The sequence below is a fragment of the Nocardioides sp. Leaf307 genome (genome assembly GCF_001423135.1).
Lineage (GTDB): Bacteria > Actinomycetota > Actinomycetes > Propionibacteriales > Nocardioidaceae > Nocardioides > Nocardioides kribbensis.
Map to the genome: position 1 here is coordinate 398,944 of NZ_LMNY01000002.1, position 26,213 is coordinate 425,156.

A 26,213-nucleotide genomic window follows, 5' to 3' on the forward strand; every position below is an offset into this window, starting at 1 on the left:
ATCGAGCCAGGTGGAGCAGTCGCTCAGGACTCCTCGTCGCCCAGGATGGAGCGCAGACGCTTGGGGGCCGGGGCCTCCTCGGTCGGAGCGGCGCTCTCGGCGCCGTTCTGCAGCGCCTCCAGCTGCTGGGTGAAGTAGCTCTTCAGGCGCGAGCGGTACTCGCGCTCGAAGGAGCGGAGGTTCTCGACCTCGCTGCTGAGCTTGTCGCGCTCGCGCTCGAGGTCGCCGAACATCTGCTGGCGGCGCTCGGCGGTCTCGGAGTCGAGCATCGAGGCGCGGGTGCGCGCGTCGGACTCCATGCGGTCGGCCTTCGACTTCGACTCGGCCTCGAGACGCTCGGCCTTGGTGCGGGCCTCGCCCACGATCTTGTCGGCGTCGTTCTTGGCCTCGTCGACGAGCTCGTCGGCGTTGCGGGTGGCGATCTCGAGCAGGCGCGCCGCGGCGTTGGAGGCCTGCGGCACCGTCTCGACGCGGATCGTCTCCGTGGGGGCCGCGGCGGCGGGCGCGGCCGGTGCGGCCACGGGGGCCGGCGTCGGCTCGGGCTTCGCGACCGGCACGGGCTGCGTGACCGGCTCGGGCGTGGACGGCGCGGTGGTCGCCGGGGCGGACTGACCCGAGGACGGGCCTGCCTGACCCGATCCCGACGGGCCCGATCCCGACTGGGCGGAGGCGAGCTTGGAGCGGAGGTCCTCGTTCTCCTTGGTGAGCCTCGCGAGCTCGGCCTCCACCTCGTCGAGGAACTGGTCGACCTCCCCCATGTCGTAGCCCTCGCGCAGCCGGACGGGAGTAAAGCGCTTGTTGCTCACGTCCTCAGGCGTCAGTGGCATGACCTCACCCATTCTCAGTCGTGGTGTTCAAGTGGATCCCAGACGTGCCGCGCGCGGGTGCGCGAGGTCGTGCTGCGAACTTCTCGGGGAACAATAGCGCCTGTCGTGGGACAGGTGGGACAGGCGGGTCCCGGTGGGCGGCCGGGGCCCCGGAGGGCGCTCAGGCGATGTTGAAGACGGCGTCGTTGACGTTGAGCAGCACCCACGCGATGACCAGGACGAGCAGGAAGCTCAGGTCGAGCGCGATGCTCCCCAGACGCAGCGGCGGGATGAAGCGGCGCAGGAACTGGATGGGCGGGTCGGTGACGGAGTAGACCGCCTCCAGGACCAGCAGCAGCGGTCCGCGCGGGCTCCAAGAGCGCGCGAAGACCTGCACCCAGTCCACGATGAAGCGCACCCACATGAGCGCGATGAAGAAAAACAGGATCCAGTGGATGATCCAACCGGCGATCTGCACGTCGGTGATAGCTCCTGTCGGGGCCGGACCGGGCTCGTCGTGACGACGGGCCTCAGCTCTGGTTGAAGAAACCGCCCTCGGCGATCCGCTCCTTGTCCTCGGCGGCGACCGTGACGTTGGGCGGGGAGAGCAGGAACACCTTGTTGGTGACGCGCTCGATCGTGCCACGGGTGGCAAACACCAGGCCGGCGGCGAAGTCGACGAGACGCTTGGCGTCGGCGTCGTCCATCTCCGAGAGGTTCATGATCACCGGCACGCCCTCGCGGAAGTTCTCCCCGACGGTGCGGGCCTCGTTGTAGGTGCTCGGGTGCAGGGTCGTGATGCGGGACAATTCGGCTACCACTCCGGTGGGGCCGGCGGCCGGACGGCGGCGCTCGGCGAGGTCGGACACGGACGCGGCTCGCGCCGCGGGCTGACGGGGCGCCGCCGGGGCGGGCTGACGCTGGGCCGGGACCGCCTGGGTCTCACGGGTGGTGTCGTCGCCGTCGTACTCGTCGTCGTACCGGCCGGTGTCCTCGAGCAGGCCGAGGTACTCGCCGATCCTGCGCATCGCGCCGCTCATGACAGTCGTCCTCCGGAACTCCTGCGCCGTCGTCCCCGGGTGGGGGGCGATCGGCGCTCAACGTTGTAGTCGGACCCTACTGGACCGTGGGCCTCGAACCGAGCACCGCGGAGCCGAGCCGCACGTGTGTCGCGCCGGCGGCCACCGCCTGCTCGAGGTCGCCGCTCATGCCGGCGGACAGCACGGTCGCCGCGGGGTGCTGGGTGAGCAGCCGCTCGTGCAGGCGGGCCAGCCGCTCGAAGGCGACGGCGGGGTCCTCGGCCGGCGGCGCCACCGCCATCAGGCCCCGCAGGCGCAGGTGCTCGGCCTGCGCCACGCGGTCGGCGAGGGCCAGGAGCGCCTCGGGTCCGACGCCGGCGCGCCCCTCGGCCCCGGGCGGGTCCAGGCTGACCTGCACCAGCACGTCGAGGGGTCGCCCACGCCGCTCGGCGCCCCGGTCGAGGGGACCGACGAGCTTGGGACGGTCGACCGACTCCACGACGGCGGAGTACGCCGCGACCGCCGAAGCCTTGTTGCTCTGCAGACCGCCGATGAAGTGCCACGACAGGTCGAGGTCGGCCAGCTCCGCGGCCTTGGCCTCGGCCTCCTGGTGCCGGTTCTCCCCCACGTCGGTGACCCCGAGCCCGGCCAGGACGCGCACGTCGGAGGCGGGGAAGAACTTGGTGACGACCACCAGGTCGACGTCGTCGCGTGCACGCCCCGCCGCCACGCACGCGTCGCTGAGCCGCTCGCGGGCACGCCCGAGGGCGGCCGTCAGTTCCGCGGCGCGCTCCGTCGTGGCGACGGAGCCGTCCGTGGGCCGGTGCGGGTCACCGGACCCGGCGCCGTGGGCGCTCACGCGCGCCGCCGTACGACGCCGGCCAGCCGCCCGGCCGCCCGGCCGTCGCGACGGTAGGAGAAGAGGTCGGGCGACTCGCGGGTGCAGCGGGAGACGTCGTGAGCGACGACGTCCTCGCCGCGCAGCTGGGCGACCACCCCGGCGCCGACGTCGAGCGCCGGCGTGCCCCAGGTGGTCGTGGCGCGGCTCTCCGGCACGACGGCCGCGACCTCGTCGCGCATCTGCTCGGGCACCTCGTAGCACCCCCCGCAGACGTGCGGTCCGACCCAGGCCTCGATCCGCCGCGCCCCGAGCTCCCGCATGCGCGAGACCACGGCGGGCACCACCCCGGCGACCAGGCCCGGTCGGCCGGCGTGGGCCGCACCGACGACGCCGGCGACCGGGTCGGCGAGGAGCACCGGCACGCAGTCGGCGGCCCGGACCACGAGCACCACGCCGGGGCTGTCGGTGACCAGGGCGTCGGCGCGCGGACGCTCGGCGGCGGGGTGCTCGCCGACGGTGACGACCTCGCGGCCGTGCACCTGGAGCAGGTCGGCGACCCGGTCGCCCGGCGCGAAGTCGGCGAGGAGCAGCTCGAGGTTGCGCTGTCGCGAGCCGGGGTCGTCGTCGCCCTCGACGGCGAGGTTGAGCTCGGCGAAGGGAGCAGCACTGACCCCGCCGACACGGTCGGTGAACGCGAGGTCCACGAGCGAGTCGGCGGGGCCGGTGGTGGTGCGGAAGGCGTACACCGGGGCAGGACCTACTTCAGGAAGTCGGGCACGTCGAGCTCGTCGTCGTCGAACTGCACCTGCCGCGGCGCCGGCCGCGGGGCGGGCGGCTGGGTCGGCGCCGGGCCCGTGGGACCGGACTGGCCACCCTGCTGAGCGCCCTGCTGGCCGCCCTGGTGCGGGGCCTGCTGCGGCGCCTGGCGCGGCGGCTGCTGCGGGGCCTGGCCGGACTGGCCGCCCTGGGGCGCCGGCTGGCCGAAGCCCTGCCGGGCGCCCGCGGGGACGGGCTCGCGCTCCTCGCCGCGACGCAGCGACGGCGCCGGGGACGCCTGACGGGCCTCCTGGGCCGGCTCGGCCTTCGGCTCGCGGCGCAGGACGGTGCCCTCGTCGCGCCGCTTGGGCGTGCCGCCGTCGAAGCCCGCGGCGATGACCGTGACGCGCACCTCGTCACCGAGGGCGTCGTCGATGGTGGCACCGAAGATGATGTTGGCCTCGGGGTGCACCGCCTCGGCGACGAGCGCGGCGGCCTCGTTGATCTCGAACAGGCCGAGGTCGGAGCCGCCGGCGATCGACAGCAGCACGCCGTGGGCGCCGTCGATGGAGGCCTCGAGCAGGGGGCTGGAGACGGCCATCTCGGCGGCGGCGACGGAGCGGTCCTCGCCCCGGGCCGAGCCGATGCCCATGAGGGCGGAGCCGGCGTTGGCCATGACCGACTTCACGTCGGCGAAGTCGAGGTTGATCAGGCCGGGGGTGGTGATGAGGTCGGTGATGCCCGAGACACCCTGGAGCAGCACCTGGTCGGCCTGCTTGAAGGCGTCGAGCACCGACACGTTGCGGTCGCTGATCGAGAGCAGCCGGTCGTTGGGGATGACGATGAGGGTGTCGACCTCCTCGCGCAGCTGCGCGATGCCCTCCTCGGCGGAGTTGGCGCGGCGGCGGCCCTCGAAGGCGAACGGCCGGGTGACCACGCCGATGGTCAGCGCGCCCAGCGAGCGGGCGATGCGGGCCACGACGGGAGCGCCGCCCGTGCCGGTGCCGCCACCCTCGCCGGCGGTCACGAAGACCATGTCGGCGCCCTTGATGACCTCTTCGATCTCGTCGGCGTGGTCCTCGGCGGCCTGGCCGCCGACCTCGGGGTTGGCGCCGGCGCCGAGGCCGCGGGTGAGCTCGCGGCCGATGTCGAGCTTGACGTCGGCGTCGCTCATGAGGAGGGCCTGGGCGTCGGTGTTGATCGCGATGAACTCGACTCCCTTGAGCCCCACCTCGATCATCCGGTTGACGGCGTTGACACCGCCTCCGCCGATGCCCACGACCTTGATGATGGCCAGGTAGTTCTGTGCTGCTGCCACGGCGGCTCGCCTCTCGCTGATCGGTGGTGGTGCTGGGTCCGTGCGTCGCGCACGGGTGGTCTGGGGTGCCGCACCGGGACGGGCGGCGTTCGTGCTGCTGGTGGTGGTGCTGATGTGGTGCTGGGGTCGTGCCGGATGGTGCTGCGGGGAAGCGACGGGCCTCAACTCTGACCCTCAACCTGAGGGTTATAGTTATGTCAACCTCACCGTGACGACGACAGTAGGCACACGGAGGCGCCGGATCGCGCAGACACGCCCGGCGCGTCCTCGACGATCCGGACGAGGCCCGGTCAGGTCAGCCGACCGCGGGACCGCTCACGGTCGGACGGCCCGGCACGCTCACGTCGTACGCCGTGCCGGGCTGCGACAGCAGCACGGTCAGCACCTCGGCCTTGCGCGCGGACTCGTCGGCGCTCCCCCACGCCACGGTGCGGCCGTCGCGCAGCGCCAGGACGATCCGGTCGACGGTCTCGACCTCCACGTGGTCGAGCCGGCCCGCGAGGTCCTCCGGCAGCGCGGCGACGACCTGGGCCGCCTCGCGCAGCGCCTCCGCGGTGGTGTCGACCTGGCTCTCGACGCGCGGGAGACCCTGCGGTGCGGCGGTGTAGGTGCGGAAGGCCACGCCCTCGGCGTCGAGGCCGCGCAGCGTGCCGCCGAGCTCGACCACGGCCACGGCCACCCGCTCCTCGACCGAGATCGTCACCGCGTCGGGCCACGACCGGGTGACGTCGGCGGAGGCCACCTGCGAGAGCGACTCGACGCGGGCGCGCACGGCGGCGAGGTCGACCCGGGCCAGCGGCTCGCCGTCGGGCACCTGCGCGGCCGCCCGCACCTGGTCGGCGGCCAGCGGCCCGACGCCGGTGACCTCGACCTCCTCGACGTCGAGCATCGCGGAGAACCACACGGTCCACACCGCAGCGGCTCCGAGCGCGAGCAGCACGAGGCCCACGACGGCGTAGCGCAGCGTCGACCAGCGCCGGGCCCAGCGACGCCGCACGAAGCGGCGACGGGTGCGCCGGGTCCGCGGGTCGACCGGGTCGCTCACGGCCGGGGCCCCGCCTCGACCCCGTCGGCGCGCTGCTCGAGCAGGTCGAGCACGCGCGGGCCGACGGTGGTCACGGTGCCGGCGCCGAGGGTCAGCACGAGGTCGCCCGCGCGGGCCCGGTCGACGAGGGCGGCCGGGGCGTCGGCGAGGTCGGGCACGAAGGCCACCCGGTCGTCGGGCAGCGGCACCGCGTCGGCGACCAGCGCGCCGGTCACCTCGGGGTCGGCGTCCTCGCGGGCCAGGTAGACGTCGAGCACGACGACCTCGTCGGCGGCGCCGAGCGCCTGGCCCATGGCCACGCCGAAGATGCGCGTGCGCGAGACCAGGTGGGGCTGGAAGGCCACGACGACGCGCCCCTCCCCCGCCACCGAGCGGGCGGCCTGGAGGTCGCCGGCGATCTCGACGGGGTGGTGGGCGTAGGAGTCGTAGACCCGCACCCCGGCGGCCTCGCCCTTGCGCTCCATGCGGCGCCGGGTGCCGCCGAAGGACTCCAGGCCCCGCTTGAGGGCCTCGAAGTCGTGGCCCAGGCGCAGCGCCGCGCCGAGCGCCGCCAGGGCGTCGAGCACGTAGTGGCGCCCGGGGATCTGCAGGGTGACCCGACCCAGCTCGACCCCGCGGTCGACGACGGTGAAGGAGGAGGTGGTGCCGGCGAAGACGATGTCGACGGCGCGCAGGTCGGCGCCCTCGCCCTCGCCGACGCCCACGAAGGCGAGGTCGCGGGAGGCCGCGACGGCGCGCAGGGCGGCCGCGCCGTCGTCGTCGACACAAGCCACCAGGAGGCCGCCGGGGCGGATGCGGCCGACGAACTCCTCGAAGGCGGCGGCGTAGGCCTCCTCGGTGCCCCAGTTGTCGAGGTGGTCGGCCTCGACGTTGGTGACGACCGCGACGGTGGGCTCGTAGACCAGGAAGGCGCCGTCGCTCTCGTCGGCCTCGGCGACGAAGAGGTCGCCCGCGCCCTCGGCGGCGTTGGTGCCGGTCTGGGCGAGGTCGCCCCCGACGGCGTACGTCGGGTCGGCGCCGGCCGCCTGGAGGGCGACCGTGAGCAGCGAGGTCGTGGTGGTCTTGCCGTGGGTGCCGGCGACGGCCACGACGCGGCGCCCCGCCATCACCGCTGCCAGCGCGGCCGAGCGCGGCAGCAGCCGCAGCCCCCGCTCCTGCGCGGCCACGACCTCGGGGTTGTCCTCGCGCACAGCGGTCGAGACGACCACGGTGTCGGCGTCGCCGAGCTGGTCGGCGGCGTGGCCGACGTGGACCGTGGCGCCCAGCTCGCGCAGCCGCTGCAGCGTCGGGGAGTCGGTGCCGTCGCTGCCCGACACGGTGATGCCGCGGGCGAGGAGGATGCGCGCGATCCCGGAGAGCCCGGCGCCGCCGATCCCGACGAGGTGGACCCGGCCGAGCCGGTCGGCGGGCAGGAGGGTCGACGGCACGGGCACCCTCATCGAGCACCCCCCGTGCGGTCGCGGCGCGTGGCACCCAGCTCGAGCACCAGGCGTGCCAGGCGCTCGTCGGCGTCGCGGGGCACGAGGGCCACGGCCGCCGCGCTCATCCGCTGCAGCCGGGGTGCATCGGTGGCCAGGCCCGGCACGGTCGCCGCGACCCAGTCGGGGGTGACCGCGGCGTCGTCGACCAGGAGCGCGCCCCCGGCGTCGACCACGGGTCGCGCGTTCTGCGCCTGCTCGCCGTTGCCGATCGGCAGCGGCACGAGGATGGCGGGCAGGCCGGTGGCGGCCGCCTCCACGACGCTGTTGGCCCCCGCGCGGCAGAGCACGAGGTCGGCGGCGGCGTAGGCGAGGTCCATGCGGTCGACGTAGTCGACGATGACGTAGGAGGAGCCCGCCGCGGCCGGGTCGGCCCCGCCGTGCTTGCCCTGCACGTGCAGCACCTGCACGCCGGCGGCCGCGAGGGCGGGCGCCGCGGCGGAGACGGCCTGGTTGAGGCGGGTCGCGCCCTGCGACCCCCCGGTCACCAGCAGGGTCGGCCGTGCGGGGTCGAGGCCGAAGGCTGCGCAGGCCTCGGCGCGGCTGGCGGCCCGGTCGAGCTGGGAGATCATGCGGCGGATCGGCAGGCCGACGTACTCGGCGCCGCGCAGCGGGGTGTCGGGGAAGCTCACGGCCACGCGCGCGGCGAGGCGGGCGCCGAGGCGGTTGGCGACGCCGGGCAGGGCGTTCTGCTCGTGCAGCGCGATCGGGAGGTGACGACGCCGGGCGGCGAGGTAGGCCGGCACCGAGACGTAGCCGCCGTAGCCGACCACGACGTCGGGGCGGACGCGGTCGAGCACGGCGAGGGTCTCGGTGACCGCACCGCGCAGGCGGCCCGGCACCCGCAGCAGGTCGGCGCCGGGGCGCCGCGGCAGCGGCACCGGCGGCACCAGCTCGAGGGGGTAGCCGGCCTCGGGCACGACCCGGGTCTCGAGCCCGCGGGGGGTGCCGAGGCAGGTCACCTCGGTGGCGGGGTCGAGCCGACGCAGGGCGTCGGCGGTGGCGAGCAGGGGCGAGGTGTGACCGGCGGTGCCACCGCCGGCGAGGAGTACGCGCATCCGGACCAACCTAGCGATCGGACCGGCCGCGCCCGGAGGTGAGGCCCGCCAGCGGGCCGGCCGCCACGCCGCTGGAGCGTCCGCGCCGGCGCAGGGCGAGGGCCCGGGCCGCCTCGGGCTCGCGGCGGGCGAAGCCGATGAGCAGGCCCAGCGCGATCAGCGACGGCAGCAGCGCCGACCCGCCGTAGGAGACCAGGGGCAGCGGGATGCCGATGACGGGCAGCAGGGCGAGCACCATGCCGACGTTGATCACCATCTGCCCGACCAGCCAGACCACGATGCCGAAGGAGGCGTAGCGCACGAAGGGGTCGGCGGTGTGGCGCGCGACCCGCAGGGCGGCGAAGGCGATGGTGAGGAAGAGCGCGACGACCAGCACCGTGCCGACCAGGCCCAGCTCCTCGCCGAGCACGGCGAAGATGAAGTCGGTGTGGGCCTCGGGCAGGTCCCCCCACTTCTGCTGGGAGGCGCCGATCCCCTGGCCGAACCAACCGCCGCTGGACAGGGCGTAGAGCCCGTGGGCGGGCTGCCAGCCGGAGTCGTGGAAGTCCTTGAAGGGGTCGGCGAAGGTGGTCAGCCGCGAGACCCGCTCGGGGTCGCTGGCGGCCAGGCCGATGGCGGCGACGCCCACCAGCGAGAGGCAGACGGCGAAGAAGCGCAGCGGCGCGCCGACCACCCACAGCATGCCGAGCATGATCGCGAACAGCACGAGCGCCGTGCCGAGGTCGCGGCCGAAGACGACCAGGCCGGTGGCCAGCAGCAGGCCGGGGACCACCGGCACCATCACCTGGTGCAGGCTCGCGAGGCGGCGCTCCTTGTTGGCGTAGATGTGCGCGGCCCACAGGATGAGCGCGAGCTTGGCGATCTCGGAGGGCTGGATCTGCAGCGGCCCGATCGCCAGCCAGTTCTGGTTGCCGTTGACCGCGACGCCGATGAAGGCGGTGAGCAGCAGCAGCGCCAGCGAGACGAGGTAGCCCGGGTAGGCCAGGGCTCGCAGCAGCCGGTGGGGCAGCCGGCTGGCCACGAAGGCGAGCGGCAGCCCGAGCACCACCCACATCAGCTGGCGGCGCACGATGGCGTAGGAGTCGCCGTCGTTCTGGGTGAAGGAGTACACGCTCGAGGCGCTGAGGACCATGATCAGGCCGATGGTCAGCAGCAGGGTCGAGGCCCCCAGCAGCAGGTAGTACGACGTGAGCGGGCGGTCGAGCGCGTCGTGCACCGTCGCCGTGGTCGTGCGCACGCGCTCGCGCAGGGTCCACCACGCCGAGGCGGCGCCGCCGGGGGCGGGCATCGACCGGGTGTCGTCGAGGCCCTGCGGCGCGGGGCGGGCGGTGCGGGTGGGGCTGGGGCCCCGCTCGGCGGTGGTGGTCACGGCGTCCCTTCCTGCGTGGGCCCTGCGGGCCCGGTCGGACCGCTAGCCGGTCCTCTCCCGGACCGCTGCGGTGAAGGCGTCACCACGAGCGGCGTAGCTGGCGAACATGTCCATGGAGGCGCATCCCGGCGCGAGGAGGACGGTGTCCCCCGGCCGGGCGAGCCCGGCCGCCGCGTCGACGACCTGCCGCATGACCTGTTCTGGTGTGTCTGGTGTGCGTGTGACTGCTGGTGCGTGTGTGGCGCCAGTCTGGTCGCCGCCGACGACTTTGACGGGCACATCGGGCGCGTGTCGGGCAAGAGCGCGGGCGATCACGTCGCGGTCACGGCCCAGCAGCACGACACCGCGGAGCCGGGGTGCGGCGGAGCGCACGAGGTCGTCGAAGTCGGCGCCCTTGGCCAGGCCGCCGGCGACCCAGACCACGGGGTCGTAGGCCTGCAGCGACGCCCCGGCCGCGTGGGGGTTGGTGGCCTTGGAGTCGTCGACCCAGGTCACGCCCTCGTGGGTGGCCACCACGGCGATGCGGTGGCCGTCGGGCCGGAAGCCGCGCAGCCCGTCGCGCACCGCCTGCTGGGAGACCCCGTGCGAGCGGGCCAGGGCCGCGGCGGCCAGGGCGTTGGCGACCTGGTGGGGTGCGGCCGGGTGGCCGTCGACCTCGAGGTCGGCGAGGTGGCACAGCTCGGCGGCGCTCGTGCCGCGCTGCTCGATGAAGGCGCGGTCGACGAGGATGTCCTCGACCAGGCCGAGCATGCCCACGCCCGGGACGCCGAGGGTGAAGCCGACCGCGCGGGCCCCCTCGACGACGTCGGCCTCACGCACCAGGCGCTCGGTCTCGGGGTCGGCGACGTTGTAGACGCACGCGCGCTGGACGCGCTCGTAGATGCGCCCCTTGTCGGCGGCGTAGTCGGCCATCGAGGCGTACCAGTCGAGGTGGTCCTCGGCGAGGTTGAGCACCGCCGCCGACTGGGCGCTCATCGAGTCGGTGTAGTGCAGCTGGAAGCTGGAGAGCTCCACGGCCAGCACGTCGTAGGGCTCGGGGTCCATGACGGCCTCGACGATGGGCAGGCCCACGTTGCCGACGGCGACGCTGCGCAGACCCGCCGCACGCAGGATCGCGTCGAGCATCTGCACGGTGGTGGTCTTGCCGTTGGTGCCGGTCACCGCCAGCCACGGCGTGGCGTGGGCCGGGTCGCGCAGGCGCCAGGCCAGCTCCACCTCGCCCCAGACCGGGATCCCGCGGGCCCGCGCCTGCGCGAGCAGCGGCGCGTCGGGGCGCCAGCCCGGCGAGGTGACGAGGACGTCGACGTCGTGGGGCAGGGTCGCCGTGGCACCCTCCCCCAGGCGGATCGAGGCACCGAGCACCTCCAGCAGCTCGGCCTTCTCCTCCTTGCCCGCCGCCGACTCGTCGAGGGCGGTGACGTCGGCGCCGAGGTGGTTGAGGTTGTCAGCGGCGGCGAAGCCGGAGACGCCGAAGCCGGCGACGACGGCCTTCACGCCGTCCCAGGGCGTGTGCCGGCCCAGGGAGTCGAGGTCGCGGGGCGCGTTCATGTGCCGGCCACCCACTCGGCGTAGAAGATGCCCAGGCCGCCGGCGACGCACAGCCCGGTGATGATCCAGAACCGGATGACCACCGTGATCTCGTCCCAGACCATCTCGAAGTGGTGGTGGATGGGCGCGATGCGGAAGAGCCGCTTGCCCGTGCCGGTGATGCGTCGCGTGGCCTTGAACCAGGTCACCTGGAGCATCACCGAGACGGTCTCCATGACGAAGACGCCGCCGAGCACGATGAGGAGCAGCTCGGTGCGGCTGAGCACCGCGAAGCCGGCCAGCGCCGCGCCCAGCGCCAGGGAGCCCGTGTCGCCCATGAAGATCTGGGCCGGCGAGGCGTTCCACCACAGGAAGCCGAAGCAGGCGCCGGTGATGGCCGCGGCGATGATCGCCAGGTCGAGGGGGTCGCGCACCTCGTAGCACTTGCCGTAGGCGATGTCGTCCTGGCCGCACCACTGGTTGTTCTGCCAGATGTTGACCAGGGTGTAGGCGCCGAACACCATCACGCTCGCCCCGGTGGCCAGGCCGTCGGCGCCGTCGGTGAGGTTGACCGCGTTGCTGGTGGCGATGACGATCAGCAGGATCAGCACCACCGCCACCACGGCGGGCAGCACGAAGCTGTCGAAGTCGCGGATGAAGGACAGCGAGAACGACGCGGGCCGCTGGCCGCGGTCGTCGGCGAACCAGGGGCTCAGCGCCAGGACCGCGAAGGTGAGGCCGACGATGGTCTGACCGACGATCTTGGCCTTGCTGCGCAGGCCGAGGCTGCGCTGCTTGTAGATCTTGATGAAGTCGTCGAGGAAGCCGACCAGCCCGGTGCCGACGAAGAGGAAGAGCAGCAGCAGCGCCGAGGCGCTGGGCAGGTCGCGGGTGACGAGCTTGGCGACGAAGTAGCCCACCACGGTCGCGCCGATGATGACGACGCCGCCCATCGTCGGGGTGCCGCGCTTGGTGTGGTGGCTGGTGGGTCCGTCGTCGCGGATCTCCTGGCCGTAGCCCCACTCGGTGAAGCGCCGGATCGCGACGCGGGTGCCGAGCAGCGAGATCAGCAGCGCCAGGCCACCTCCCATGAGGATCGCTCTCATCCGACTACGTCCGCTCCCTCGGTGCCGTCACTGCGCGTCGCCGCGCCGTCCCTCGCCCCGCGTCGCCGCCGGGGTGATCCCCGACGTCGCCGGGGCAACCAGGACATCTTGGCCCACGAGGGCCGCCGGCGCCTCCGCGCCCCGCCGCCCGGTGGCGATCCTCACGTGCGCCGCCGACCCCCGGGCCCGCCCGACCCACCCCGGCCCCACCCCGGCCCACCCCGGCCCGCGCCGACCGGCAGCCGGACGGCGAGGGCGGACGGACCACGGCGCAATCTATTCTCTAGTAACTGACTCCAGTTACTCCTGAAAGGCAGACCTCCATGAGCCGGCAGCTGCACCTCGGCGGATTCCAGATCGCCTCCCACGTCACGCACTCCCACGCCGCCTGGCGCCACCCCGGCTCCGACCCGGCGTTCCTGACCCCCGACTACTGGCACCGTGTGGGGCGCACCCTGGAGCGGGGCACCTTCGACTTCGTCTTCTTCGCCGACCTGCTGGCCGTGCCCACCAACTACGGCGGCGACGAGCGCGAGGCGCTGCGGCGCGGCACGCAGGCCAGCGCCACCCTCGACCCGTCGCTCGTGGCGGCCAGCATCGCCGCGGTCACACGCCACCTCGGCGTCGCGGTCACCAGGAGCACCACCTACTTCCACCCCTTCGAGGTGGCGCGGGCCTTCGCGAGCCTCGACCACCTCAGCGGCGGTCGCGCGGCCTGGAACATCGTCACGTCGCTCAGCCGCTCCGAGGCCCAGAACTTCGGCCTCACCGAGGCCCTCGACCACGACCTGCGCTACGACCGCGCCCAGGAGTTCGTCGAGGCCGCGGTGGCCCTGTGGGACACCTGGGACGCCGACGCGCTGGTGCAGGACAAGGCGACCGGCGTCTTCGCCGACCCCGACAAGGTGCGGCCGGCGCACTTCGACGGGCTCTTCTACAAGACGAGGGGACCTCTCACGACCCCCCGCTCCCCCCAGGGCCGGCCCGTGCTCATCCAGGCCGGCTCCTCGAGCAAGGGGCGCGACTTCGCCGCGAGGTGGGCCGAGGCCATCTTCGAGATCGACCCGACGCCGGAGGGGCGGCGCGCCTACTACGACGACATCAAGAGCCGCGCCAGCGACGCGGGCCGCGACCCCGACCAGGTCAAGGTCTTCCCCTCCTTCGTGCCCTTCGTCGGCGAGACGCGGTCGATCGCGGAGGAGAAGCAGGCCTTCCACAACGAGCTGGCCGACCCGGTCTCGGGCCTGATGACCCTCTCGGTCCACACCGACCACGACTTCTCCGCCTACGACCTCGACGCCCCGCTCGAGCACGTCGAGGTCTCGGGCACGCAGGGACTCTTCGACCTCGCCCGCCGTCTGAGCGAGCGCGACAGCCTGACGCTGCGCGACATCGGCCGGCTCTACGCCCAGGGCGTCCTGCTGCCGCAGCTCGTCGGCACCGCCTCCGAGGTCGCCGACCAGATCGAGGAGAGCTTCCGCGGGGGCGAGGCCGACGGCTTCATCCTCTCGGCGGCGCAGAGCCCCGGCACCTTCGAGGACTTCGTCGACCAGGTCGTGCCCGAGCTGCGCCGGCGCGGGCTCTTCCGCCGGGAGTACGCCGGTCGCACCCTGCGCGAGCACCTCGGTCTCGACCTCGGGCGGCGCGAGCGCGTGCCGGGCTGAGCCGCGAGGCACCGGCGGCGCCCTCGTGCCACGCCGCCGGTGCCCGCGGGGTGCGGGAGGACCTCAGGCGTCGGGCTGCTCGGCCCGGGGGGCGAGCAGCAGCTCACGGGCGACGAGCCGGTCGTCGAAGGGGTGCACGACACCGTCGACCTCCTGGCCGGTCTCGTGGCCCTTGCCGGCCACGAGCACGATGTCGCCCGACCGGGCCACGGCGAGGGCCGCGGCGATCGCCGTACGCCGGTCGCCGACCTCGCGCACCTCGGCGCGCTCGGCCTCGGACACCGCGGCGGCGCCGGCCAGGACGGCGGCGCGGATGGCGGCCGGGTCCTCGCTGCGGGGGTTGTCGTCGGTGACGACGAGCACGTCGGCGAGCCGGGCGGCGATCTCCCCCATCACCGGGCGCTTGCCGGTGTCGCGGTCACCCCCGGCGCCCAGCACCACCACCACCCGGCCCGCGGTGAGCGGGCGCAGGGCGGCCACGGCCGCCTCGACGGCGTCGGGCTTGTGGGCGTAGTCGACGACGACCTCGAAGTCCTGCCCCGCGTCGACGCTCTCGAGCCGGCCCGGCACGCCGGCCAGAGCGGCGATCCCGTCGGCAACGCCGGAGGCGTCGAGCCCGGCCTCGCCCGCGGCGGCCACGGCCGCGAGGGCGTTGGAGACGTTGAAGGCACCGGCCAGGGGCACCTCGGCCGGGAACGGCGGGCCTGCCGGGCCGCGCACCTCGAAGGAGGTGCGGCTCGGGGCCGGGCGCAGGTCGAGCGCCTCCCAGTCGGCGCCCCCGCCGGTGGTGGAGAAGGTCGCGACCGGCAGCGGCGTCTCCCGGGCCAGGCGCCGGCCGTGCTCGTCGTCGCGGTTGACCAGCGCGCGACGCGCGCGGTCGGGGCCGAAGAGTGCGGCCTTGGCCTGGAAGTACTCCTCCACGGTGTCGTGGAAGTCGAGGTGGTCGCGCCCCAGGTTGAGGAAGACGGCCACGTCGAAGACCACGCCGTCGACGCGGCCCAGCACGAGCGCGTGGCTGGAGACCTCCATGGCGCACACCTCGACGCCGCGCTCCACCATGACCGCGAAGAGACCGTGGAGGTCGGGCGCCTCTGGCGTCGTCAGCGCCGTGCGTACGTCGACCCCGGCGATGCGGGTGCCGACCGTGCCGATGACCGCGGAGCGCACCCCCGCGCCGGCCAGGCCGCCCTCGAGGAGCCGCGTGGTGGTGGTCTTGCCCTGGGTGCCCGTGACTCCGATCATCGTCAGCCGCTCGGCGGGGTGGCCGTAGAGGTGGGCGCTGACCCGCCCGAGCACACGGCGGGGGTCGTCGACCACGAGGGCGGGCACACCGGGGGGCACACGGTCGGCGCCCGCGGGGTCGGTGAGCACCGCCACGGCTCCGGCCCCGACCGCCGCCGCGGCGTAGTCGACGCCGTGGGCGCGCGCGCCGGGGAGCGCGGCGTAGAGGTCGCCCGGCCGGACGCGCTGGGAGCTCAGCGTGATGCCGGTCAGCGTCGGGTCGGTCGAGGGCGCGGTGCGGTGGGCCGGCGCCAGCTCGCGGCGCACCCACGCCGTCAGCTCCGAGAGGGGCGTGCGGGGCGGGTCTGAGGGGCGGGTGTCGCCGGACGTGCCGGGAGTGCCAGGTGTCGAGGTCACGATCGGGTCAGCCTAGGAGCGCGCGGCCGGGCTCACCACTCGACGGGCAGGCGCGAGGGCTCGGTGCCGGTGGGAGGCACGGCGTAGCGGCGCAGCGCGTAGCCCATGATCTTGGAGAAGGCCGGACCGCCGACCGAGCCGCCCCCGCCGCCGTTGGTGGGGTTCTGCACCACGACGTAGATGGTGAAGCGGGGGTCGTCGGCGGGCGCGAACCCGGCGAAGGAGACGGTGTAGCTGCCGTCGTAGCACTGGCACTCGCTGCTGGCCCGCTGCGCCGTGCCGGTCTTGCCGGCGACGCGGTAGCCCGGGACGGCCGCGCCCGGGGCGACGCCGACCTCGGGGTCGACCACGCGCTCCATCATGTGGGTCGTCTGGCGCGCCGCGTCCTCGCTGATGACGCGCCGCTCCGTGGCGTGGTCGGTGCCGACCTGCTCGCCGGAGTCGGTGGTGGCCGAGCCGAGCACGACGCTGGGGTCGATGCGCACCCCGCCGTTGGCGATGGTGTTGACCGCGGCCGCCATCTGCAGCGCGTTGACCGAGACCGACTGACCGAAGGCGATGCGGTCCTGCAGCGCGTCGGACCAGATGCTCTCGTCGGGCAGGATGCCGGCCGACTCGCCGCGGATGCCCGTGCCGGTGGTGCGCCCGAGGCCGAAGGCGTCGAGGTAGGAGCGCAGCTCGCCGTCGTCGTACTTCTCCGTGGCCATCACGGTGCCGATGTTGGAGGACTGGGCGATGACGCCGGCCAGCGTGAGCCGGATGGTGCCGTGGTCGAACCAGTCGCTGATCGGGTTGTCCCCCTCGCGCTGCAGCACGCCGGGCACCGTGAGCCGCGTGCGGGCGGTGACCTTGCCGGCGTCGACCAGGCCCGCGACGGTGAGGACCTTCTCGACCGACCCGGGCTCGTAGACGTCGCTGACCGCGCGCGAGCCGAGGTCGGCCTCGTCGGACTCCAGCGGGTGGTTGGCGTCGAAGGTGGGGTAGTCGGCCAGCGTCAGCACGTCGCCGGTGCGGCTGTCGAGCACGACGACCGAGCCCGACTCGCCTCCGGAGTCGCGCACGGCCTGGCGCAGCACGCGCTGGGAGTAGAACTGCAGGTCGCGGTCGAGGGTGGTGCGCAGGTCCTCGCCGTCGACGGCCGGCACGGTGGTGTTCTCCCCCAGCGGGACGCGGTTGCCGGCGGCCACGGAGTAGCGCGCCTCGCCGTCGACGCCGTCGAGGAGGTCGTCGAAGGTGCGCTCGAAGCCGGCCAGCGGCTTGGTCGTGCCGTTCTTGCGGGGGGTGCCGACGAAGCCGACGAGGTTGGCGGCGACGTCGCCCGCGGGGTACTCCCGCACCGGGTCGCGCTCGGTCACGAGACCGTCGTAGCCCAGCGCGCGCGCCTTGGCGACCACTGAGGTGGCGAGGGCGGCGGGCACGCTGCGGGCGATGTACTGGAAGCGGCTGTCCTCGGCCCGCAGGCGGGGCAGGATCGTGAAGTAGTCGACGTCGAGGCGGTTGGCGAGGAAGCGCGCGAGCTCCGGGGCGTCGTCGGCGGTCAGCGCCGGGTCGGCCACGACCATCAGCCCGTCGACCGACTCCGCCAGCGGCTCGCCGTTGCGGTCGAGGATGTCGCCGCGCTCGGCGGGGAGCACGATCTCCTCCAGGCCCTCGGCCGCGGCCATCGAGGCGTAGGAGGCGGGGTCGAGACCCTGGAGCTGCACGAGGCGGCCCACGAAGACCGACAGCACCATCGCGATGACCAGGAAGCCGATCCGCAGCCGCAGCTGCGGGGAGCCCCTCAGCTCGCCGGCGGGGCGGGCCGGGCCACGGGCTGCGGTCCTGCGCATCGGCTGGCGGGTCTGTCGCACGCTCGTCCTCCGGGTGGTGCTGGTGCTGGGCGGTTCGGTCCGTGGTGCGGGTGGTGCACGTGGTGCGGGTGGTGCAGGTGTTACCGGTCGTTCCTACCCCCACCGGCGTCGCCGTCGCGGTTGCCGCGCGGGGCGTCCTCGCCGGTGTCGTCGCCGGTCTGGTCCTGCTGGCGCTCACGACCACTGCCGTCGCGGTCGCCGGACCGGTCGCCGGCGTCCGAGCCGTCGCGGTCGGCCGAGCCGTCGCGGTCGCCCGAGCGGTCACCGTCGCCCGAGCCGTCACGGTCGCCCGAGCGGTCGCGGTCGCCGGGGAGGGTGCCCTCGGGCGGGGCCTGGGTCGGCGCCGGCGGGCGGAGCTCGGCCGGCAGCGGCGCCGGGGGCGGGTCGAGCGCGAGCGTCCCGGGGGCCAGGGCGGCGTCGGTGGTGCCGGTGACGGTGCCGTCGGAGAGGTCGAGGAACTGCGGTGCGGCCGGGAGCACCAGGCCCTGGGCCTGGGCCCGGCGCGCGACGTTCTGCGGGTCGCGCAGGCGCTCGAGCTGCATCGACAGCGAGGCCTGGCGCGCGGTGAGCACGGTGGCGCGGTCCTGGAGCTCGGTGGCGGCGAAGGCCGACTGCTGCATCGAGGTGTTGAACAGCAGCAGGCCCACGACGCCGCCGAGCATCAGCAGGCTGAGCAGGGTCACGAACGGCACCTTGGCCGCCCTCGTGCGGCCCCGGGGCACGACGGTCAGCCGGGCGCGCTCGACGGCGGCCTCGGCGAGGCGGGGCAGTCTGGTCTGGATCGCTCGTGCCGTGCTGCTCATCGGGCTGCTCCCCCTCGGGTGTCGGGACGGTGGGTGGTGCGGGGCGTGCGGGCGGCCGACCGGCCCTGGGGCCGGTCCTGGGGCCCGTCGGAGGGTCGGACCCGCTCGACGGCGCGCAGGCGCACGGAGGCGGCGCGCGGGTTGGCCTCGATCTCGCCCGCGTCGGCCTTCTCCGAGCCGCGGGTGACCAGGCGCAGGGCCGGCTCGCTGCCCTCGGGCACGAAGGGGAGGTCGTCGGGCACGACCGAGCGGGTCGCGGCGGTGAAGGCCTGCTTGACCAGCCGGTCCTCCAGCGAGTGGTAGGACTCCACCACGACCCTCCCGCCGACGCCGAGGACGTCGATGGCGGCCGGCAGCGCGCGGCGCAGGACGGCCAGCTCGTCGTTGACCTCCATGCGCAGCGCCTGGAAGGTGCGCTTGGCGGGGTGGCCGCCGGTGCGCCGGGCCGGCGCGGGGATCTCGGCGTACAACAGCTCGACGAGCGGCCCGGACGTCGTGAAGGGCTCGCTCTCGCGGCGGCGCACGACGGCGGCGGCGATCTTGCGGGCGAACTTCTCCTCGCCGTAGTCGCGCAGGACGCGCGTCAGGTCGGCGGCGGAGTAGGTGTTGAGGACGTCGGCGGCGGTCGGCCCGGTCGAGGAGTCCATGCGCATGTCGAGCGGGGCGTCCTCGGCGTAGGCGAAGCCGCGCTCGCGCACGTCGAGCTGCATGGAGGAGACCCCGAGGTCGAAGAGGACGCCCGCGACCTCGCCCAGACCGAGGTCGGCGACGACCTCGCCGATCTCGTCGTAGGTGGCGTGCACGCCGGTGAAGCGCTCGCCGTGGGCCGCCAGGCGCTCGCCGGCAAGCGCGAGCGCGGCGGGGTCGCGGTCGATGCCCACGACGCGGGCGCCGGGCAGCCGCTCGAGGACGGCCTCGCTGTGGCCACCGAGGCCCAGGGTGCAGTCGACGAGCACGGGAGCCGCGCCCAGCCGGGCGGCGGCGGACTCGCCGAGCGCGGGCGCCAGCAGGTCGACGACCCGGTCGAGCAGGACCGGGACGTGGCGGGGGGAAGCCATGGAGGCGACCTCAGCGTCCCAGGCTCGAGAGCAGCAGGAGGGTCGCGGCGCCGCCGAGGGAGACCGCGGCGGAGAACGCCATCAGCACCACCGCGTCGCGCGCCTGGTGGCGCACCCGCGGCGGCGCGGGCTCGTGGGTGATGCTCATCGTCGACCCCAGATCGGGTGGTGTGCGGGCGGTGCGGGGGAAAGGGCAGATCCGCCGAGCCGGGTCCCGGCCCGCTCCGTGAGAAGACTCGAGGTGGCGTTCGGTCCTGGTGCCGGGGAAGGTGCCCCAGGGCCGAGGGAGCGGGCCGGTACCGAGACCGGCGGATCCGTGGTGGACGTGCGGGTGGTGCTGCTGGTGGTGCGGGTGGAGCCGTCTGCGGTGGTGCGGGTGGAGCCGTCTGCGGTGGTGCGGGGTGGAGCCGGGGGGTGCCGGGTCAGACGGGCGGCTGCTCGTCGAGCTCGGCGAACTTCTCCTGGGCCCCCGAGGAGTACTCCTGCCAGCGGGCGGGATCCCAGATCTCGATGCGGTCCATCACGCCGATGACGACGACGTCGCGCTCGAGCGAGGCGTACTGGCGCAGCACCGACGGGATGCCGATGCGCCCCTGCTTGTCGGGTGTGCCCTGCTCGGCGCCCGCGAAGAGCACGCGGGCGTAGTCACGGGCGTCGCGGTTGGTCATCGGCGTGCTCTGTGCGCGCTGGGCCTCCTGCATGAAGACGTCCTCGGGCCACACGACCAGGCACTTCTCCTGTCCCTGTGTCACGACGAGCCCCTCTGCGAGTCGGTCCCTGAACTTGGCCGGCAGGAAGAGACGTCCCTTCTCGTCCAGCTTCGGCGTGTACGTGCCCATGAAGAACACGTCGCACCTCCACTGATCCGGGAGCCTCCTCCACTTCGCACCACCTTACTCCACCTTCCTCCACCGTCAACCACATCCGACCACTCCGGGGCGGTGTTCTGCGCCCGCGAGCGCTCCACCGGGCCGCGGCCGCTCGTCGCCCTGTCCGTCCGACCTGCGGGGGCAGACCCTGCGCCGGCGCGGCGCGCCGCGGCGGCCGAGCACCCCGCCGAACCGTTGTCGTCGCAGGTCAGCGGCCTGCGGCACCGAGATCGGCCGGGCGCTCCCGGCGTACGACGAGGCGACGCGGACCTGCTGCGGGGCGCACGGTGGGGGCCGGTGGAGCGGGCCCGCGCGGAGGTGGAGCGCGGGTGGAGGAGCGTGGGGCACCCGGCGCGCCCCGGGGGTGCGTGGTGGGGCGCAGCCGACCACCGTGACCGCCGGGGCCGGACCTGACGCGAGCGCGCCGGCAGGCGACGCGAGTTGCACCGACGCCCTACCGTGATGTCATCCCCGGGCGCCGTGCCCGCCGGCGCCGAGTGCACGACCGAAAGGACCCGACGTGGTTGCTCCGATCCCTGGAGGCGCCGACCTCGAGACCGTGGCCCGGGTCGTCTCCCGGGTGCGGGGCAACGTCGAGCGGGTCATCGAGGGCAAGCCCGACGTCGTCTCCGCGGCCCTCGTGGTGCTGCTCGCCGAGGGCCACCTGCTCATCGAGGACGTGCCCGGGGTCGGCAAGACCATGCTCAGCAAGGCCCTGGCACGCAGCATCGACTGCTCGGTGAGCCGCATCCAGTTCACCCCCGACCTGCTGCCCTCCGACGTCACCGGGGTCTCGGTGTTCAACCAGAACACCCGCGAGTTCGAGTTCCGCCCCGGCGGGATCTTCGCCAACGTCGTCGTCGGCGACGAGATCAACCGGGCCTCCCCCAAGACCCAGTCGGCGCTGCTGGAGGCGATGGAGGAGCGCCAGGTGACCGTCGACAACGCGACCTACCACCTCGAGGCGCCGTTCATGGTCATCGCGACCCAGAACCCCGTCGAGATGGAGGGCACCTACGCGCTGCCCGAGGCCCAGCGCGACCGCTTCATGGCCCGGGTCTCGATGGGCTACCCCGTCGCCTCCGCGGAGATCGCCATGCTCGACTCCCACACCCGCTCCAACCCCCTCGACGACCTCGAGGCCGTCACCGACGCCTCCGAGCTGCGCAAGATCACCGGGATCGTGGCGCAGGTGCACGTCGCCCACGCGGTGCAGCGCTACGCCGTCGCGCTGACCAGCGCCACCCGCACCACCGAGGACCTCACCCTCGGCGCCTCCCCCCGCGCGACGCTCCACCTCGTGCGCGCCGCGAAGGCCTACGCCGCCATCGAGGGCCGCGACTACGTCGTGCCCGACGACCTGCAGCTGCTGGCGCGCACCGTGCTGGCCCACCGGCTGCTGCCCAGCGTGGAGGCCGCGATGAACGGTCGCACCACCGAGGCCGTGCTCGACCGCATCCTCGCCGGGGTGCCGGTGCCGGAGCCCGACCGGGCCTGAGCCCCACTCCCCCACCGCGGTACCCCGCGCCGCGCCACACCGCCCCACGCCGACACCACCGACCTCACCGACACCGCCGGACGACCCTGGGAGGACCGATGCGCGAGGCCCTCGCCGGGCTCACCCTGCGCGGTCGCGCCTTCGTCGCCGCGGGCGTCACCGCCGTCGTCTGCGCCGTGCTGCTCGGCCAGCCCGCGCTCACCCGCGTCGGCGTGCTGGTGCTGGCCCTGCCGCTGCTCACCGCCGCCTACGTCGGCCGCAACCGCTACCGACTCGCCCTGGTGCGCACGGTGAGCCCCCAGCTGGTCACCGCCGGCCAGCCCGCCCGGGTCGGGCTCACCATGACCAACCAGGGCCGCACCCCCCACGCCGTGCTCCTGGTGGAGGACCAGCTGCCCTACGTGCTCGGCACCCGCCCGCGCTTCGTGCTCGACGGCATCGGCCAGGGCTGGCGCCGCGAGGTGAGCTACCAGGTGCGCAGCGACGTCCGGGGGCGCTACGACGTCGGGCCGATGACGGTGCGGGTCAGCGACCCCTTCGGACTCGTCGAGCTCGGCCGGGCCTTCCAGACCAGCGTGCCGCTGACCGTCACCCCCCGGGTCGTGCCGCTGCCGCCCATCAACATCGGCGGCGGCTCCTCCGGGTCGGGCGACAACCGGCCCCGCGCCTTCGCCCACGGAAGCGCCGAGGACGTCACCGTGCGCGAGTACCGCCGCGGCGACGACCTGCGGCGCGTGCACTGGCTGAGCTCGGCCCGCACCGGGGAGCTGATGGTGCGCCGCGAGGAGCAGCCGTGGCAGGCCCGCGCGACGCTCTTCATCGACAACCGCGCCGGCAGCCACCGCGGCCAGGGCGTCGCCTCCTCGCTGGAGACCGCCGTCGTGGCCGCCGCCTCCATCGCCACGCACCTGAGTCGGCGCGGGTTCGCCGTACGTCTGGTCACCGCTGCGGGCGAGGACGCCGCCGCGGCCTGGCACGTGCGTGACGCCACCCTCGACACCGGGCCGATCCTGGAGTCCCTCGCCGTCCTGCAGCCGCTGCGGGCCACCCACCTCGACACCGGCTGGCTGCGCGAGCAGGGCCAGGGCGGGCTCGTCATCGCCGTGCTCGGCGACCTCACCCAGGCCGACCTGCCGGTGCTGCGCCGCATGCACCACGGCGCCGACGCCGGTCTCGCGGTCGCCCTCGACGTGGCCGCCTGGGGCACCGGCGTGCCGACCGCCCCGGGCGCCTCCGGCGCCGCGGTGCTCTCCCGCCAGGGCTGGCGCAGCGTCGGGCTCGGCCCGCGCGACCGCCTCGACGCCGCCTGGCAGGACCTCGGCCGCAGCCGCGCCACCGCCCCCCGACCGCACGGGGCGACCAGCGGGCCCGGCACCGGGATCAGGACCGGCGGCGGCACCGGCGCGACCACCCGTGGAGGACCCTCGTGAGCGCACCCACCCTCGTGCCACCGGCCGGGTCCCCGGCCCGCCCGAGCACCGGCCGCGCGCGAGCGTCGGCGTCGAAGGACCCTCGCGCCCGGGGCGCCGGGCGCCTGCTGCTCTCGGCCCTGGCCGCCACCCTCACCACCTGGGCCGCGGTGGTGTCCTGGCGGGGGCTGACCGAGACCCCGGGCGGATTCCTGCGGCCCCTGCTGCTGCTGGCCCTGGTCGTCGCCGGCACGGGTGCCCTGGCCCGCCTCGCCCGCCTCCCCGCCCTCGTGGTGCTGCTCGCGCAGACGGTGGTCGGGGTCGCCCTGGCCTCCGAGCTGCTCATCGACACCCCGGTGCCGCTCGGTGCCGGCTGGAGCGAGCTGGTGCGCGCCGTCGAGGCCGCCGTGGCGACCTCACGCCAGTACGCCGCCCCCGTGCCGCCCGAGGCCGCCCCGCTCGACCCGCTGCTCGTCGGCGGCGGGCTGGCCTGCATGCTCCTGGTCGACCTGCTCGCCAACGGCGTGCGCCGCGTGCCGCTGGCGGGCCTGCCCCTCCTCACGGTCTACGCGGTGCCGGTGAGCATCGTCGACTCCGGGCTCTCCTGGTGGGTCTTCGCACTCACCGCGGCGGGCTTCCTGGTCATGCTCTTCCTCCAGGAGGACGAGCAGGTCGCCCGGTGGGGCCGTCCGCTCGACGAGCGCGGCCGCCCGACCGAGGCCAGCGACACCGACCTGCGCGCCTCGGCCGCCCTGGGCCCCCGCAGCTCGACCTCGCGGGTGGGCGCCGCGAGCGTCGGTGCCGCGGCGACGGCGCTGGCCGTGCTCGTGCCCCTCGGGGTGCCGACCCTCGACGTCGACGTCTTCTCCCTCGGCGCGGGGGGTGCGGGCGGCGACGACGCCGTGCAGATCGTCAACCCCATGACCGACCTCCAGCGCGACCTGCGCCGTGGCAGCGACATCCCCCTGCTCGAGGTGCAGACCGACGACCCCGACCCGTCGTACCTGCGCATCGCCGTGCTCAACCGCTTCTCCAGCGAGGCGTGGAGCTCCGGGGACCGCGAGATCCCCACCGACAACCTGCCCGACGGCGCGGTGCCGGCTCTGCAGGGCGTCGCGGGCGACGTCGCGCGACGCTCCTACGACTACGACGTGAGCGTCGGTGAGGACTTCCAGTCGCGCTGGCTGCCCACCTGGGCACCGATCCGCGCCATCCGCGCCGAGGGCGACTGGCGCTACGACGAGTCGACCATGGACTTCCTGGCCAGCGCGGACGACCTCGACACCGCCGGGCTCGACTACTCGATGACCGGCGTCGAGCTGGACCTCTCCGCCGCCCAGCTCGCCGCGGCGCCCTCGGCCGCCGGCGCCGTCAGCGCGGAGATGGTCGACCTGCCCCCGCTGCCCGACCTGGTGCGCGACCTGGCCATCGAGGTCACCGCCGAGGCACCGACCCGCTACGCCAAGGCCGTGGCCCTGCAGAACTGGTTCCGCTCGGAGTTCACCTACGACCTCGCGCGTGCCGAGGAGGGCAACGGCGTGAGCAAGCTCGAGGCCTTCCTGCGCGACGACGAGGGCGGTCGGGTCGGCTACTGCGAGCAGTTCGCCTCGGCCATGGCGGTGATGGCCCGCGAGCTCGACATCCCGGCCCGGGTCGCCGTCGGCTTCCTGCGCCCCGACGAGATCGGTCCCGACCGGTACCAGTTCAGCGCCTACGACCTCCACGCCTGGCCCGAGCTCTTCATCGCCGGCGCCGGGTGGGTGCGCTTCGAGCCCACGCCCGCCGACCGGGCGGCCGCCGTGCCCGACTACACCCGTGGCCAGCTCGACTCCGAGCCCGACCAGCCCTCGGCCCAGCCGAGCGAGCAGTCGCAGGCCCCGGTGCAGCCCGACCGGCCGGCGCCGAGCGCGGAGCCCGAGGTGCCGCAGGCGCAGGGCCCCGACGACACCGACACGACGGCGACGACCTTCCCGTGGGCCCCCGTCGCTGGGGGCGTCGGCGGCCTGCTGGCGCTCGGGGCGCTGCTGCTCCTGCCGCGCCTGCTGCGGGGCCGCCGGCGTGAGCGCTGGCTCGCCGCGGGTCCCGAGGGTGTCTGGCAGGAGCTGCGCGCCACCGCCCTCGACCTCGGCCACCCCTGGCCCGAGCAGCGCTCGGTGCGCACCGCCGGCGCCGCGCTCCTCGACTGGTACGCCGACCCCGCGGCCGAGCCGGTCGAGCGACCCGAGCGCGGCGCCGCGGCCGCCCCGGAGGCGGCCGCCGCGACCCGTCGGCTCGTCACCGCCCTCGAGCGGCGGCGCTACGCCCCGGCCGGGGCGCCCGACTCCCCCGCCGCCAGCGAGCAGGTGGGCGACGACGGGCGCGTCTGCGTCGCGGCCCTGCTGGCCGGCGTCACGCCGCGACAGCGCCGCGCGGCGCGGTGGTGGCCGCGATCGGTGCTCACCGCCGGCCGGCGACCGTCGGGCGCCCAGGCGCGACGGGCCGAGGTGCGTGCCACGCGCACCGGCGCCGCGACGGTCGACGAGGTCGGCTGACCTCTGCGGCTCCGGCCGGGTGACCTCACCGGTGCGACCGGATCGACCGATCGGCTGAGCACGSGCCGCCRCCCTGGCCCGACGACCGCTGAGCGGGGCCGCCGGGCGGGCCGGGTGTCGACCGACCGGCTGAGCACGGGCCGCCGCCCTGGCCCGACCGCTGAGCGGGGCCGCCGCCGCTGAGCGGGGCCGCCGGGCGGGCCGGGTGCCACCGCTCCCGGCGGGCTCCGGTGGGGGCGGTCGGGGGCTCCGCCCCGTGGCTCCACCGGCTCCCGCTCCGACGACCTCGCCGGTCCGACGACCGGGGCCGGGCACATCGGCCGGCGCAGGCCGAGGTGGCCGCTGGACCCCGCGGACGACGAGCCCCTCGCACCGACCTGCCGACCGGGGCCGGCATGTCGGTCGGTGCGGGCCCGAGTAGCCGTCGGCTGCCGCCGTCGACGAGTGCCGTCGACCGGAGGCCTCGGACCGAGCCGTCGACCAGGACCGTCGACCGGGACCGTCGTCCGGCTCGTCGAGGGCCGGCCGCCGGAGGCCGAGCGGTCAGGACCGAGCAGCGGTCACCTCAGG

22 protein-coding genes are annotated in these 26,213 nt (G+C 74.8%); 4 read left to right on the top strand and 18 right to left on the bottom strand.

Annotation, left to right across the window (positions count from 1 at the left end; translation table 11 throughout):
• Positions 1–23: 23 nt before the first annotated feature.
• The 12 genes from ASF50_RS11130 to mraY form a co-directional block, all read right to left on the bottom strand.
• Positions 24–827, bottom strand: coding sequence for a DivIVA domain-containing protein (locus ASF50_RS11130; protein WP_056904967.1), 804 nt, complete (start codon positions 825–827; stop codon positions 24–26).
• A 160-nt stretch (positions 828–987) separates the two neighbouring features.
• Positions 988–1,284 carry a YggT family protein gene (locus ASF50_RS11135; RefSeq protein WP_056862511.1) on the bottom strand — a complete coding sequence of 99 codons (297 nt, stop codon included), beginning with the start codon at positions 1,282–1,284 and terminating at the stop codon, positions 988–990.
• A gap of 52 nt (positions 1,285–1,336) precedes the next feature.
• Complete coding sequence (locus tag ASF50_RS11140) at positions 1,337–1,846, bottom strand: cell division protein SepF (protein WP_056904516.1); 510 nt, start codon at positions 1,844–1,846, stop codon at positions 1,337–1,339.
• A gap of 76 nt (positions 1,847–1,922) precedes the next feature.
• A complete protein-coding gene (locus ASF50_RS11145) occupies positions 1,923–2,684 on the bottom strand; it encodes a YggS family pyridoxal phosphate-dependent enzyme (RefSeq protein WP_082503124.1) in 762 nt (253 codons plus the stop codon).
• Positions 2,681–3,412, bottom strand: coding sequence for a peptidoglycan editing factor PgeF (gene pgeF, locus ASF50_RS11150; RefSeq protein WP_056904517.1), 732 nt, complete (start codon positions 3,410–3,412; stop codon positions 2,681–2,683). Before pgeF ends, ASF50_RS11145 begins: the two co-directional genes overlap by 4 nt.
• Before the next feature lie 11 nt (positions 3,413–3,423).
• On the bottom strand, positions 3,424–4,740 hold the full coding sequence (ftsZ, locus tag ASF50_RS11155; protein ID WP_056904518.1) for a cell division protein FtsZ: 1,317 nt from the start codon (positions 4,738–4,740) through the stop codon (positions 3,424–3,426).
• A 295-nt stretch (positions 4,741–5,035) separates the two neighbouring features.
• Positions 5,036–5,785, bottom strand: coding sequence for a cell division protein FtsQ/DivIB (locus tag ASF50_RS11160; protein WP_056904519.1), 750 nt, complete (start codon positions 5,783–5,785; stop codon positions 5,036–5,038).
• Entirely contained in the window at positions 5,782–7,224 is a 1,443-nt protein-coding gene (gene murC, locus ASF50_RS11165; protein ID WP_056904520.1) for a UDP-N-acetylmuramate--L-alanine ligase, read from the bottom strand. The genes ASF50_RS11160 and murC overlap by 4 nt, the downstream gene beginning before the upstream one ends.
• The gene (gene murG, locus ASF50_RS11170) at positions 7,221–8,321 is read right to left on the bottom strand and encodes an undecaprenyldiphospho-muramoylpentapeptide beta-N-acetylglucosaminyltransferase (protein WP_056904521.1); all 1,101 of its coding nucleotides are present in this window, start codon (positions 8,319–8,321) and stop codon (positions 7,221–7,223) included. The genes murC and murG overlap by 4 nt, the downstream gene beginning before the upstream one ends.
• A gap of 10 nt (positions 8,322–8,331) precedes the next feature.
• Complete coding sequence (gene ftsW / locus ASF50_RS11175) at positions 8,332–9,690, bottom strand: putative lipid II flippase FtsW (RefSeq protein ID WP_228942895.1); 1,359 nt, start codon at positions 9,688–9,690, stop codon at positions 8,332–8,334.
• Positions 9,691–9,732: 42 nt separating this feature from the next.
• Positions 9,733–11,253: a UDP-N-acetylmuramoyl-L-alanine--D-glutamate ligase gene (murD, locus tag ASF50_RS11180; RefSeq protein WP_414855738.1), complete on the bottom strand. Its 1,521-nt coding sequence runs from the start codon at positions 11,251–11,253 to the stop codon at positions 9,733–9,735.
• The gene (gene mraY / locus ASF50_RS11185; RefSeq protein ID WP_056904523.1) at positions 11,235–12,323 is read right to left on the bottom strand and encodes a phospho-N-acetylmuramoyl-pentapeptide-transferase; all 1,089 of its coding nucleotides are present in this window, start codon (positions 12,321–12,323) and stop codon (positions 11,235–11,237) included. Before mraY ends, murD begins: the two co-directional genes overlap by 19 nt.
• A 323-nt stretch (positions 12,324–12,646) precedes the next feature.
• Here mraY and ASF50_RS11195 point away from each other — a divergent pair, with 323 nt between their 5' ends.
• On the top strand, positions 12,647–13,987 hold the full coding sequence (locus ASF50_RS11195; protein WP_056862502.1) for an LLM class flavin-dependent oxidoreductase: 1,341 nt from the start codon (positions 12,647–12,649) through the stop codon (positions 13,985–13,987).
• A 63-nt stretch (positions 13,988–14,050) separates the two neighbouring features.
• On the opposite strand, the gene ASF50_RS11200 is transcribed toward ASF50_RS11195, so the two are convergent.
• The 6 genes from ASF50_RS11200 to mraZ form a co-directional block, all read right to left on the bottom strand.
• A complete protein-coding gene (locus tag ASF50_RS11200; protein WP_156718312.1) occupies positions 14,051–15,547 on the bottom strand; it encodes a UDP-N-acetylmuramoyl-L-alanyl-D-glutamate--2,6-diaminopimelate ligase in 1,497 nt (498 codons plus the stop codon).
• A gap of 110 nt (positions 15,548–15,657) precedes the next feature.
• Complete coding sequence (locus tag ASF50_RS11205) at positions 15,658–17,454, bottom strand: peptidoglycan D,D-transpeptidase FtsI family protein (RefSeq protein WP_056862500.1); 1,797 nt, start codon at positions 17,452–17,454, stop codon at positions 15,658–15,660.
• A 101-nt stretch (positions 17,455–17,555) separates the two neighbouring features.
• On the bottom strand, positions 17,556–18,278 hold the full coding sequence (locus ASF50_RS11210; RefSeq protein WP_056904525.1) for a hypothetical protein: 723 nt from the start codon (positions 18,276–18,278) through the stop codon (positions 17,556–17,558).
• On the bottom strand, positions 18,275–19,336 hold the full coding sequence (rsmH, locus tag ASF50_RS11215) for a 16S rRNA (cytosine(1402)-N(4))-methyltransferase RsmH (protein WP_056904526.1): 1,062 nt from the start codon (positions 19,334–19,336) through the stop codon (positions 18,275–18,277). Before rsmH ends, ASF50_RS11210 begins: the two co-directional genes overlap by 4 nt.
• 10 nt (positions 19,337–19,346) lie before the next feature.
• Positions 19,347–19,484, bottom strand: a complete 138-nt coding sequence (locus ASF50_RS19025; protein ID WP_156697701.1) for a hypothetical protein — start codon at positions 19,482–19,484, stop codon at positions 19,347–19,349.
• 274 nt (positions 19,485–19,758) lie between these two features.
• Entirely contained in the window at positions 19,759–20,184 is a 426-nt protein-coding gene (gene mraZ, locus ASF50_RS11220) for a division/cell wall cluster transcriptional repressor MraZ (RefSeq protein ID WP_200918925.1), read from the bottom strand.
• Between the two features lie 541 nt (positions 20,185–20,725).
• Between mraZ and ASF50_RS11225 the strand changes: the two genes are divergently transcribed.
• The 3 genes from ASF50_RS11225 (at position 20,726) to ASF50_RS11235 (ending at position 25,643) form a co-directional block, all read left to right on the top strand.
• Positions 20,726–21,703 (top strand): AAA family ATPase, encoded by a 978-nt coding sequence (locus tag ASF50_RS11225; protein WP_056862497.1) that lies wholly within the window; start codon positions 20,726–20,728, stop codon positions 21,701–21,703.
• A gap of 98 nt (positions 21,704–21,801) precedes the next feature.
• Positions 21,802–23,133: a DUF58 domain-containing protein gene (locus ASF50_RS11230; RefSeq protein ID WP_082503125.1), complete on the top strand. Its 1,332-nt coding sequence runs from the start codon at positions 21,802–21,804 to the stop codon at positions 23,131–23,133.
• Entirely contained in the window at positions 23,130–25,643 is a 2,514-nt protein-coding gene (locus ASF50_RS11235; protein WP_056904527.1) for a transglutaminaseTgpA domain-containing protein, read from the top strand. Before ASF50_RS11230 ends, ASF50_RS11235 begins: the two co-directional genes overlap by 4 nt.
• The last annotated feature ends 570 nt before the right edge of the window (positions 25,644–26,213 follow it).